10 protein-coding genes are annotated in these 11987 nt (G+C 39.6%); 6 read left to right on the top strand and 4 right to left on the bottom strand.

The annotated features are described in order from the left end of the window. Positions 1–32: 32 nt before the first annotated feature. Positions 33–794 carry a divergent polysaccharide deacetylase family protein gene (locus H5089_RS09245; protein WP_100218332.1) on the top strand — a complete coding sequence of 254 codons (762 nt, stop codon included), beginning with the start codon at positions 33–35 and terminating at the stop codon, positions 792–794. 344 nt (positions 795–1138) lie between these two features. Here the strand turns inward: H5089_RS09245 and rpoH are convergent, their stop codons facing one another. The 4 genes from rpoH to ftsY all read right to left on the bottom strand — a co-directional run bounded on the left by rpoH (position 1139) and on the right by ftsY (position 6062). Continuing rightward, complete coding sequence (gene rpoH / locus H5089_RS09240; protein WP_002957791.1) at positions 1139–2002, bottom strand: RNA polymerase sigma factor RpoH; 864 nt, start codon at positions 2000–2002, stop codon at positions 1139–1141. A 314-nt stretch (positions 2003–2316) separates the two neighbouring features. Next, positions 2317–3303: a permease-like cell division protein FtsX gene (gene ftsX, locus H5089_RS09235; RefSeq protein WP_182712051.1), complete on the bottom strand. Its 987-nt coding sequence runs from the start codon at positions 3301–3303 to the stop codon at positions 2317–2319. Continuing rightward, complete coding sequence (gene ftsE / locus H5089_RS09230) at positions 3300–3977, bottom strand: cell division ATP-binding protein FtsE (protein ID WP_002957793.1); 678 nt, start codon at positions 3975–3977, stop codon at positions 3300–3302. Before ftsE ends, ftsX begins: the two co-directional genes overlap by 4 nt. Positions 3978–4064: 87 nt before the next feature. Beyond that, positions 4065–6062 (bottom strand): signal recognition particle-docking protein FtsY, encoded by a 1998-nt coding sequence (gene ftsY / locus H5089_RS09225; RefSeq protein ID WP_182712050.1) that lies wholly within the window; start codon positions 6060–6062, stop codon positions 4065–4067. Positions 6063–6269: 207 nt separating this feature from the next. Here ftsY and rsmD point away from each other — a divergent pair, with 207 nt between their 5' ends. The 5 genes from rsmD (at position 6270) to rpoD (ending at position 11939) form a co-directional block, all read left to right on the top strand. After that, positions 6270–6875: a 16S rRNA (guanine(966)-N(2))-methyltransferase RsmD gene (gene rsmD / locus H5089_RS09220; protein ID WP_182712049.1), complete on the top strand. Its 606-nt coding sequence runs from the start codon at positions 6270–6272 to the stop codon at positions 6873–6875. Positions 6876–7020: 145 nt separating this feature from the next. Next, on the top strand, positions 7021–7236 hold the full coding sequence (gene rpsU, locus H5089_RS09215) for a 30S ribosomal protein S21 (protein ID WP_002957797.1): 216 nt from the start codon (positions 7021–7023) through the stop codon (positions 7234–7236). A 19-nt stretch (positions 7237–7255) separates the two neighbouring features. Then, the gene (locus H5089_RS09210; RefSeq protein WP_007376027.1) at positions 7256–7702 is read left to right on the top strand and encodes a GatB/YqeY domain-containing protein; all 447 of its coding nucleotides are present in this window, start codon (positions 7256–7258) and stop codon (positions 7700–7702) included. 244 nt (positions 7703–7946) lie between these two features. Next, positions 7947–9698: a DNA primase gene (gene dnaG / locus H5089_RS09205; RefSeq protein WP_182712048.1), complete on the top strand. Its 1752-nt coding sequence runs from the start codon at positions 7947–7949 to the stop codon at positions 9696–9698. A gap of 390 nt (positions 9699–10088) precedes the next feature. Beyond that, entirely contained in the window at positions 10089–11939 is a 1851-nt protein-coding gene (rpoD, locus tag H5089_RS09200) for an RNA polymerase sigma factor RpoD (protein WP_002957800.1), read from the top strand. The last annotated feature ends 48 nt before the right edge of the window (positions 11940–11987 follow it).

The following is an 11987-nucleotide window of genomic DNA, read 5'->3' as shown; positions in this document are numbered from 1 at the left end:
ATAAAGCTAAAAAGATAATAAAAACTATAAACGTGAAAATAATAAAATGGCTAACATTAGTTATTTGTTTTAGCTCTGCAACAATTAGCGCCAAGCAAATAGCAATAGTGATAGACGATATAGGCTATCATCAACGGGACTTAGAGTTCCTTTCCTTACCTGGGCAATTGTCGTATTCAATTTTGCCCCATACCCCTTATTCGCAAATTTTTGCAACACTTGCCAGTCAATCAAATAAAGAGTTATTGCTTCATGTACCTATGCAAGCACTTAACGGTAAAGAACTAGGGCCTGGTGCGCTTACTTTAAATATGAATAAAGAGCAGCTTCAGCAAACTCTTGGAACAGCTCTCGCTAGTTTACCGCAAGTTAAAGGCGTTAATAACCACATGGGCTCAGCGCTTACGCAAAAAAGCCAAGCTATGAAGTGGACAATGGAAGTACTTAAAAAGCGTCATTTATATTTTTTAGATAGTCGCACAACCGATTTGAGCCAGGCACAAAATGCTGCTAACTTTTTGGGTGTTGCTAATATTAGTCGCCAAGTGTTTTTAGACAATATAACTACACCAGAACAACTGCAGCTAAGGCTTGAAGAGTTAAAACAATTAGCCATTTCCCATAGCTTTGCCATTGCAATTGCTCATCCCTACCCTGAAACCATCGAATTTTTACGCCATGCCTTACCAGAGCTAACTAAGCAAGGTTTTGAACTCGTACCGGTTTCGCAATTAGTTGAACGTAAATACATTCAGTTAGCGCATGCTGAGGGAAAAGGAGTGAGTGCTCGGTAATATAAGCTTTAAATAATGCTATATCCGAATAATAAACTAATACCAATTCGCTTAATTAAGTGGTCTATTTTTAAGGGCGGAAAAACGTGTTGATAGCTAGGCAAAAATTCGCTATTTAGTTGCTCAAAATGAGAATTTTTTAACGCAGGTAGCGACACGTTTAACCCCGCAAAATGATTAAGTATTATTGCGGATTGGTATAACCATTTAATAATGCAGAGTATCGGTATTACTTGATTAGATATTTTATCGTTGGGTTTCGCTTCGCTCAAACCAACCTACTCATAAGCAAAAAGCCCCGCATTTTCATGCAGGGCTTTTTAAATTTTGCTGCTTGAGCAATATTAGCTCATAGCGCTTTGTAACTTTTTCATCGCTGTTTTTTCAAGCTGACGAACACGCTCAGCAGATACACTGTACTTTTGTGCAAGTTCCTGAAGGGTTGCTTTATCATCAGACAACCAACGCGCGCTAACAATATCTTGTGAACGTTCATCTAGTGTTTTAAGTGCGCTAAATAAACGGGTATGCGCTTGCTCTTTCCACTGCTCTTGTTCAACGTCGTCAGCTAAGTCAGCTGCGCCATCTGTTAAATACTGTACTGGAGAGTATGTACTTGTTGGTGCATCGTCGTTATCGTCACCAGTTAGGTCAAAGCCCATGTCTTGGCCGCTCATGCGCGATTCCATTTCACGTACTTCTTTTTCACTCACACCTAGCTCGCTAGCAACAGTGCTAACCTCAGCTTGGTTGAACCAGCCTAAACGCTTTTTGTTTTTACGAAGATTAAAAAACAATTTACGTTGCGCTTTAGTGGTTGCAACTTTAACTATGCGCCAGTTTTTAAGAACAAACTCGTGAATTTCGGCTTTAATCCAATGCACTGCAAACGACACTAACCGTACACCCACTGTAGGGTCAAAACGTTTAACCGCTTTCATCAGGCCTATATTACCTTCTTGAATAAGGTCAGCTTGTGGTAAGCCGTATCCCGAGTAGCTTTTAGCAATATGTGCTACAAAGCGTAAATGCGACATAATGAGTTGCTTGGCAGCACTAAGATCGCCTTCTTCCTGAAGTCTTTTAGCAAGTTCTTGCTCTTGTTCAACTTTAAGCATAGGAATAGTGCTTACCGCTTGAAGGTAACCGTCCATGCTTGCGCTTTGTTGTCCGACTGTAAGTGCCATTGCGTATAAATCTTTACTCATTTTTCACCTCGGTGATAAACATTTGAAACTATCTTAGCACTCTTTCTCTAAGAGTGCTAACCCCAATTTAAAACTTTTTAAAAGTATAAATCAAGCAGTTTTTAGTATGTGTTTAGTCTACTACAAGCGACTGAATAAGTGATGAATTGAGGGATTGCAGCCAATTAACCTAACCGCATCACCTTATTTACAACTCATTACTTTATGGGAGGATAGTACACAAATATGACAATTTTAATAACGGGAGGTACAACCCAGTCCGATACGATACGCATATCAAGCTGGGTTGGTTCACTTATAGTTTGCAGGGTTTTTTATACTTTATCGGGTTCTATTTCTTTAATATATCGATTTACAGAAAGGTACGAGCCTACAAATCCTAAGCTTGTTGCAAGTAACACTAAAAAGCCGAGTTCATTAAGCGATAATCCTATTAACGAAAAGCTTGTTTGATACACCCCCGCCACACTGCTCACAGCGCTTGAAAGCCACCACATCATCAGACCTACGCATATAAAGGCAAACAAACCACCTATTACACCATACCAAATACCGGTCCACAAAAATGGGGCATGTATAAAGGTGTTCGTTGCGCCTACTAGCTTCATTACTTGTATTTCTTCTTTTTTATCCATGATCGACAAACGAATGGTGTTACCAATAATAAGTGTCACTGAGGTAAGTAGTAATAATGCGATAGTTATTACACTTTCTTTGAGTAAATCTAGTAATGCATTTAAACGCTCTAACCAGGCTATATCGAGCTTACCAAAATCAACTTCACGTTCACTTTCTAATTTAGTTAGCAGTACTTTAGCGGCATTTGGGTGTCTGTGACGTTTTGTTGGAGTAACGAGTACCACATCCGGTAATGGATTTTTATCTAAATACTCCAAAGCTTGCCCAAAGCCAGATACATCTTTAAATTCAGTTAATGCCTGTTGTTTTGAAATAAACTCAACACTTTCCACTTCTGGGTAAAGTGCTAAACGCTTTACTAATGTTTGCGTTTCTTGCTCGTTCATACTCTCTTTTACGAACAACGATATTTCACTCGCCTCTTCAAAGCCACTACTCACTTGCTGTACGTTTTTAACGACTAAGTAAAGTGTTGCAGGTAACGTTAGGCTCAAACCAAGTACAGCGATAGTCATCATAGACGCAAGCGGCGTGCGCCACATTTCACCTAAGCTATGCACACCTTGGCGAAAAATATTAATAATAAAAAAGTAACCGCCAGCTAATACTGATTTTTCTTGCTTGTCGTTACTATTTTGGCGACCTTTAAAAAGTAAACTCATAGTGCCCCCTCAGCAAGCGGGTCTTGAAGCATACGGCCATCTTTTAAGGTTAAGCTACGATACTTCATACGTGCAACCAAACCCAAATCATGCGTTGCGATAAGAACAGTGGTACCGTGTTTATTAAAGTCTTCAAACAACTTTAGTATTTCCATTGAAAGCTCTGGGTCAAGATTACCTGTTGGTTCATCAGCTAGTAAAATTGGTGGGGAGTTTACAATAGCTCTGGCAATACCAACTCGTTGCTGTTCGCCTCCAGAGAGCATAGAAGGATGACATTTCACTTTGTCAATTAGGCCTACCTTGTCAAGCGCGCCATGGACCCGTTTAGCTATTTGCTTATGGTGAGTCCCCTCAATAATGAGAGGTAATGCCACGTTATCAAAAATAGTGTAGCGCTCTAATAACCTATGGTTTTGAAAAATAATACCTATATCACGACGAGCATAAGGAATTTGACGCGAGTTTACTTTGTTTAAATCAACACCGTTGATAAATACACTACCTGCTGAAGGACGTTCCATTAAGCTAATTAACTTAAGCAACGTACTTTTACCCGCACCACTGTGGCCAGTTAAAAAGGCAAGTTCACCCGGTTTAATATGAAAATTAACTTTTTCGAGGGCGCGGTGCCCTCCAGGATAGGTCTTACTTACTTGCTGAAAATTTATCATCTTTTTATTATGCCAACTCCATTAACACATTAATGAAATTAGTATTCCTCGCAATTAAAAAGGGAGCTAGCTCCCTTTTTTGGTAAATTAAACGTCGTCCTCATCTTGGCTAAATAACGCATCAATAAAATCATCGCTTTTAAAAGCGCGTAAATCATCAATACCTTCACCAACACCAATGTAACGAATTGGAATATTAAACTTATCTGCAACCGCAAAAATAACACCACCCTTTGCAGTTCCATCAAGTTTTGAAAGCGTAATACCAGTTAAACCAACACATTGATTAAACAGGTTTACTTGGCTAATTGCATTTTGCCCTGTGCCTGCATCGATAGTTAACATCACTTCGTGCGGCGCATCAGGATCAATCTTTTTCATTACACGAGCTATTTTTTCAAGCTCTTGCATTAAATTATCTTTATTTTGCAAGCGCCCAGCTGTATCAGCAATTAACACATCTATATTACGTGCTTTAGCCGCTTGGAATGCATCAAACACAACTGATGCACTATCTGCACCTGTATGCTGTGCAATAACGGGAATGCTGTTACGTTCACCCCAAACCTGAAGCTGCTCAACAGCTGCCGCTCTAAACGTATCACCAGCAGCCAGCATAACCGACTTACCTTCGTTTTGAAATTGCTTAGCCATTTTACCAATAGTCGTTGTTTTACCAACACCATTTACGCCTACCATTAAAATAACAAACGGCTTTTTATCTTCGCTTATGACTAAAGGCTGTTCTGCCGTTTTAAGCATCGCAGCCATTTCTTGTTTCATTAACTCATAAAGCGCATCACCATCTTTTAACTGTTTACGGTTCGCTGCATCAGTTAAACGATCAATCAACTTCATGGTGGTATCAACGCCCAAATCGGCGGTGAGTAATTGAGTTTCAAGATCTTCAAATAATTCGTCGTCTATTTTTTTTCCACTAAAAATAGACGCAAAACCAGAACCTATATTAACGCGAGTCTTTAACAAGCCTTTTTTAAGACGAGAGAAAAACCCTTCTTTTTTTGGTTTTTCGGCTTTTTTAGCTTCTTCAATTGCAAGTTCTGCTGTGATACGTTCTTGTTCTAAACGCTCATTTTCTGCTTCTTCAGCTGCAATACGTTCTTGCTCTAAACGCTCATTTTCTGCTTTTTCAGCTTCAAGGCGCTCTTGCTCTAAACGTTCATTCTCTGCTTTTTCAGCTGCAAGGCGTTCTTGTTCTAAACGCTCGTTTTCTGCTTCTTCAGCTGCAATACGTTCTTGCTCTAAACGCTCATTTTCTGCTTTTTCAGCGGCAAGGCGTTCTTGCTCTAAACGTTCATTCTCTGCTTGTTCAGCTGCAAGGCGTTCTTGCTCTAAGCGTTCATTCTCTGCTTTTTCAGCTGCAAGGCGTTCTTGCTCTAATCGTTCATTTTCTGCTTTTTCAGCTGCAAGGCGTTCTTGCTCTAAACGTTCATTTTCTGCTTTTTCAGCTGCAATACGTTCTTGCTCTAAGCGTTCATTTTCTGCTTTTTCAGCCGCAATGCGTTCTTGCTCTAAAAGCATCTGCGCTTCTTGTTCTGCTAAGCGCTTCGCTTGCTCTTGCCTTTGAGCTTCAGCATCCGCTTGTTCTTTTGCTAATAACTCAGCATTCGCTTGCTCTATTGCAAGCTTTTCGGCTTTGATTGCCTCATCTTGTTTTTCAAGGCGTATTTGCTCTAGTCGCTCAGCCTCTACTTTTTCTGCCGCTAATCGCTCTTGCTCTAAGCGCATCTCTTTTTCTTGATCCGCTAAACGTTGCGCATGTTCTTGTCTTTGCGCCTCGGCATCTGCTTGCTGTTTTGCAAGCAATTCAGCATTGGCCTGCTCAATGGCAATCTTTTCCGCGTTTTCAGCACGCTGGCGTTCTTGTTCTAAACGCTCTGTTTCAGCCTCTGCTTTTAACCGTTCAGCTTCAGCTTGCTCTTGCGCTAGTTTTTCTTGCTCTAGCTTCTGGGCCTCTTCTTGCGCTAATACTTGTAGTTTATCAGCTGCTGCTTTTTGCTCTGCTTCTTTTTTATCTGACTTGCCAAAACCGAGCCACGACATGAATTTACTTTTTTTTGTCATACTTGCTAATAACCACTTATAAAAATCTGATAAACTAAAATTTGAAATAGCTTGGCAATGCCCAGCAATAGTTGCTAATAAATACAACCATTCAAAACGTAAGTGTTTAATAGTAACACTTTTAATGCGGTTGAAAAATGAAGCTACACGTAATCGCCCATAATATTATCTGAGCTAGATACCATATACCATTTTTTAGTGAGCTAAATGAGAAAAAAAACAACGAAAAATAAAGCTGCTAACAAGCCCAGTGATGGCTTTATTAGAGTGATTAGTGGTCAATTTCGAGGCCGTAAACTCCCGGTTAAAAACGTAGAAGGCTTGAGACCTACTACCGATCGAATTAAAGAAACTGTATTTAATTGGCTAATGCAAGATACGCGTGACGCAAATGTACTTGATTGTTTTGCCGGTTCTGGTGGATTGGGATTTGAAGCGCTATCACGATATGCTAAAAGCGCTACATTTATCGAACTCGACTCATTAGCCGCTAAGCAATTAGAACAAAATATTAGCACTTTAAAGCTCGACAACGCATACGTTAAGCATACTAATTCGCTCTCCTTTTTAGAGCAAAAAAACACAAACAAAGCCTTTAATCTTGTATTTGTTGACCCACCATTTCGTAAAGATTTAGCGCAAACAACCTGCGATTTATTAGAAAAAAACCAATGGTTAAGCAACGACGCATTAATTTATGTTGAAGTAGAGGCAGAGCTAGCCGCCTTAGAAACACCAACCAACTGGTTGTTAATTAAAGAAAAAAAGGCGGGACAAGTACTTTGCCAACTGTACCAGCGCCAAGCAAATTAATACTGTTTAACGTAATGCGTTTCTGTTAATATTGTCCTTTACATGTGGTGTTGCTTCGGATTACAATACCGCACCATTTTTGAACCACTTGATCAATGTTTGATCAACTTGAGCAACGCTCATAATTTAGGTAGGTGAATTTTTAATGCCAGTAATTAAAGTAAGAGAGAACGAACCGTTTGACGTAGCACTTCGTCGCTTCAAGCGTTCATGTGAAAAAGCAGGAATCCTTTCAGAAGTTCGTCGTCGCGAGCACTATGAAAAACCAACAGCTGAGCGTAAGCGTAAAAAAGCTGCTGCAGTTAAACGTCACATGAAAAAACTTTCTCGTGATAACGCTCGTCGCGTTAAATTATACTAATATATTAGGTCTTGTATAAATGAGCCTTTTAATAACGCTAAAAGATGCGCAAAAAGATGCGATGAGAGCTAAAGACAAGCAACGTCTTAACCCTATTCGTATGGTACTTGCTGCAATCAAGCAACGTGAAATTGACGAGCAAATAACGCTAGACGACGCAGGTATTACCTCCGTTATAGTGAAGCTTGTTAAACAACGTCGTGACTCTTACACTCAGTACAAAGATGCTGGGCGTGATGATTTAGCTGATATTGAAGCCAATGAAATAGTAGCGCTTGAAACTTTTTTACCTCAACAATTGAGTGAAGAAGAAATAATTGCTCTCATTGACGCGGCTATTGCTGATACTAATGCAGCAGGTATGCAAGACATGGGTAAAGTAATGGGTATAATCAAAAGCAAAGCTGAAGGTCGAGCCGATATGGGTAAGATTTCTGGTTTAATTAAGCAACGATTAACTGCCTAATACTCCCACATACATTAAAGTATGATTGAAGTAAACCGAGCCTAGCGCTCGGTTTCTTTGTTTTTAACTTTAATAAAAAGTACACCGATTAGGTTACTTTAAAATGAAATTTTTTATAGCTTCCCTATTTATTTCGCTGTCATTTTGGTAAGTTAAAGCACACTATATTTTGCATCAAGCAAGTATAAAAAAGTAAATTTCATATTCGTTCTTCTTCTTATTATTTCAGGACTGTATTTTACTAATGGCCGGAAAGATCCCACGTAACTTTATAGACGATTTACTTGCCAGAACCGATATTGTCGACCTGATAGACTCAAAAGTAGGTCTAAAAAAAGCAGGTAAGGATTATCAAGCTTGCTGCCCATTTCATAACGAAAAATCTCCCTCATTTACTGTATCGCAAGACAAACAGTTTTATCACTGCTTTGGGTGTGGCGCTAATGGTAATGCAATTTCGTTTGTAATGGAGTACGAAAAGCTAGAGTTTGTAGATGCTATTGAAGAAATAGCCAGCATGCTTAACTTAGAAGTACCTCGAGAACAAGGCGCAAATTCAGCACCAGAGCGTACGGCTGCGCAAAAGCGCTCCGATTACGACTTAATGCTTCATACTGCTCGCTTTTATCAGCACCAATTAAAACACCATAGTAATTCTGCTGCTGTTATTGAGTATGTTAAAGGCCGTGGTTTAAGCGGTGAAACTGTTAAAAAATTTATGATTGGCTACGCTCCCAGTGAATGGGATGGGCTATGCCTACAGCTTGGTCGTAATAAAGAACAAAAAGAGCAATTGGTTGAGCTAAAGCTAGCTTCAGAAAAAACACCAGGCAGACAATTTGATTTTTTTCGCGATCGCCTAATGTTCCCTATTCGCGATAAACGCGGACGCGTTATTGCATTTGGTGGACGTGTAATGCAAGCCGACCAAGGGCCAAAATATCTAAACTCGCCAGAAACCCGAATTTTCCATAAAGGCTTTGAGCTTTATGGGCTTTACGAAGCAAAGCAAGCCCATAAAAAACTTGATCATGTAATGATTGTTGAAGGTTATATGGATGTTGTTGCCTTAGCTGAACAAGGGATTGAATATGCAGTTGCATCACTGGGGACAGCAACAACAAGCGAGCACATGCACACTTTATTTAGAACTACTGATAAAGTAATCTGTTGTTACGATGGCGACAGGGCTGGCCGTGACGCTGCTTGGCGGGCACTTGAAAATGCACTCCCTTATTTAAACGATGGTAAAGCACTACAATTTGCATTTTTACCAGATGGCGAAGACCCTGACTCGCTTGTGCAAAAAGAAGGTAAGGAGCAATTCGAATTGCGCCTAAGCCAAGCAGATGACTTTACCAAAGTATTGTTTAATAAATTAAGCCAAGAGGTTGATTTAACACTCGATTCAGGAAAAGCTAAACTTCTTAGTGCAGCACTTCCACTAATTGAAAAAATTCCAAGTGAGTTTTATCAAGAAAACATTCTTGAACAATTAGGACGCTTAATTGGCAGAACGCGTGAGCAGTTGAATAGCCGTTTAAAAACGCCTAAACAACAACACTCTATTGAACGTAAATTTAAAATAACACCTATGCGCCAAGCTATCGGTATATTGATCCAGCACCCTAATCTAGCTAAAAGTGTGCCGTATTTACCTGAGCTTGTACAAATGAACATTGCTGGCATAGGGCTGTTATTACGATTACAAGAACAAGCTTTAGAAAAAGAAAATGTGACCACTGCGCAACTGCTCGAGTTTTTTCGAGGAACTGAAGATTACGAGCCATTAATCAAGCTTGCAACGTGGCAACATGAGATAAATGAAGAACGTTTAGAGACGGTTTTTAAAAATACTTTCAAGTTTATTGAAGATCAGTGTTTAAATTATCGACTCGAGACCCTATTAATAAAGGACAAGACACAAGGCCTTAGAAGCGATGAAAGGCTTGAGTGTCATTTGTTAATGACAGCGTTAAAAGCGACTAACAGTTAGGGTCTGTTTATCTTTCGAGGTTAAGTTTACAGCAGTGTGTTTGGTATTTAGACAAGACAGAGCTTATGTAGTGTGGTTATTCCACATAAATAGGCGATAACGCAGTATAAATACCAAACACGCGCTGCCCTTTGGGTTCGACCCAAGGGAGGTTTACTCTTTGTTGCTCGGTTTTTACTTAGCCCACTAGGTTACAAACCTCGCGCCGCGATTAAACCACCCTTGGATAGAACAAACTTTAATCCTGAAAGACCAACAGACCCTAGTCAAAATTGATTTAAACTGTTATACTGTGCTATTCACTGCGTCACATTATTCTAGTTAGCTTTAATGCAAACTACATGATGGCGCCTGTTGTATCAACTTATCAGAGTGGAAGAAACAATCTCTATGGATCCAACTCCTCAGTCACAATTAAAACTTCTGATTCAGAAAGGTAAAGAGCAAGGCTACTTAACTTTTGCAGAAGTAAATGATCACCTTCCACAAGACATTATAGACTCAGATCAAGTAGAAGATATCATAAGCATGATTAATGACATGGGTATCAAGGTTAGCGAAAACGCGCCTGATGCTGATGAATTAATGATGCAAGAAACAACGACAGACGAAGACGCAGCTGAAGCTGCCGCTGCAGCCCTTGCGACTGTAGAAAAAGAAATCGGCCGTACAACGGATCCAGTTCGCATGTACATGCGCGAAATGGGTACTGTTGAACTTCTTACACGTGAAGGCGAAATTGTAATCGCTAAACGTATTGAAGAAGGCATTAATCAAGTACAGATTTCTGTTGCAGAGTACCCTGAAGCAATCACTTACCTACTAGAGCAGTGGGATAAGTTTGAAGCTGAAGAAATGCGTTTAAGCGATATTATCGTTGGCTTTATCGATCCTAATGAAGATACAGCGCCAATTTCAGCAACTAACATCGGTTCAGAATTAAGTGCTAAGCAACTTGAGGACGACGATAAAGATGACAAAGATGATGCTGATAGCGATGATGAAGATGAAGAAGAGATAGACACAGGGCCAGATCCTGAAGAAGCTCGTATTCATTTTGAAAATTTACGTGATTTATATAATAAAGCACGTGATACGTTTGAAGCTAAAGGTCGTTCGCATCCTGAATCACAAGCAGCCATTTTTGAAATTGGTGAGCTTTTCAGAACATTTAAATTAATACCTAAACAGTTTGACCGCATGGTAAATAACATGCGTGAAATGATGGATCGTGTTCGTGTTCAAGAACGCCTAATCATGAAGCAAGCTGTTCAAATTGCTAAATTACCAAAGAAAACATTCGTTAAGCATTTTGCTAATAACGAAACTGACGCTTCTTGGGTTGATTTAGAAATTTCAGGTAACGAAAAGTATTCAGCTAAACTTGAAGAAGTTAAGCCAGAAATCATTCGTAGCATTAATAAATTATCTGTTATTGAACAAACAACAGGTTTAAGCATTGAGCGTATTAAAGACATCAACCGTCGAATGAGCATAGGTGAAGCGAAAGCACGCCGTGCGAAAAAAGAAATGGTTGAAGCTAACTTACGTCTTGTAATCTCAATTGCTAAAAAATACACAAACCGTGGCTTACAATTCTTAGATTTAATCCAAGAAGGTAACATTGGTCTGATGAAAGCGGTTGATAAGTTTGAATATCGCCGTGGTTATAAGTTCTCTACTTATGCTACGTGGTGGATACGTCAAGCAATCACACGCTCTATTGCTGACCAAGCAAGAACAATCCGTATCCCTGTGCATATGATTGAAACGATTAATAAACTTAACCGTATCTCTCGTCAAATGTTACAAGAAATGGGTCGTGAGCCAAATCCAGAAGAATTAGCAGAACGCATGATGATGCCTGAGGATAAAATCCGTAAGGTACTTAAGATTGCTAAAGAGCCAATTTCAATGGAAACACCAATCGGTGATGATGAAGATTCTCACTTAGGTGACTTTATCGAAGATACAACTATTGATTCGCCAATCGATTCGGCAACAATGGAATCTCTTCGTGGCGCAACTAACGATGTACTTGCAGGCTTAACAGCTCGTGAAGCTAAAGTACTACGTATGCGTTTTGGTATTGATATGAATACCGACCACACCTTAGAAGAAGTAGGTAAACAGTTTGACGTAACACGTGAGCGTATTCGTCAAATAGAAGCGAAAGCGCTGCGTAAATTACGCCACCCTTCTCGCTCAGATTTACTGAAAAGCTTTTTAGACGCTAAATAATTTTAGCGCTACTATATAAACTAAAAAGGCCGCTATAGCGGCCTTTTT

This window comes from Pseudoalteromonas sp. SR45-1, from assembly GCF_014163655.1.
Classification (GTDB): domain Bacteria; phylum Pseudomonadota; class Gammaproteobacteria; order Enterobacterales; family Alteromonadaceae; genus Pseudoalteromonas; species Pseudoalteromonas distincta.
Note: the sequence above shows the minus strand (reverse complement) of the source record. Positions and strands in the feature narration are given on the sequence as shown.

Bases quoted from the DNA above. Each gene is read 5' to 3' on its own strand.
- rpoH (WP_002957791.1), bottom strand. From the start codon at position 2,002: ATGAGTAAAGATTTATACGCAATGGCACTTACAGTCGGACAACAAAGC.
- ftsX (WP_182712051.1), bottom strand. From the start codon at position 3,303: ATGAGTTTACTTTTTAAAGGTCGCCAAAATAGTAACGACAAGCAAGAA.
- ftsE (WP_002957793.1), bottom strand. From the start codon at position 3,977: ATGATAAATTTTCAGCAAGTAAGTAAGACCTATCCTGGAGGGCACCGC.
- ftsY (WP_182712050.1), bottom strand. From the start codon at position 6,062: ATGACAAAAAAAAGTAAATTCATGTCGTGGCTCGGTTTTGGCAAGTCA.
- rsmD (WP_182712049.1), top strand. From the start codon at position 6,270: ATGAGAAAAAAAACAACGAAAAATAAAGCTGCTAACAAGCCCAGTGAT.
- rpsU (WP_002957797.1), top strand. From the start codon at position 7,021: ATGCCAGTAATTAAAGTAAGAGAGAACGAACCGTTTGACGTAGCACTT.
- H5089_RS09210 (WP_007376027.1), top strand. From the start codon at position 7,256: ATGAGCCTTTTAATAACGCTAAAAGATGCGCAAAAAGATGCGATGAGA.
- dnaG (WP_182712048.1), top strand. From the start codon at position 7,947: ATGGCCGGAAAGATCCCACGTAACTTTATAGACGATTTACTTGCCAGA.
- rpoD (WP_002957800.1), top strand. From the start codon at position 10,089: ATGGATCCAACTCCTCAGTCACAATTAAAACTTCTGATTCAGAAAGGT.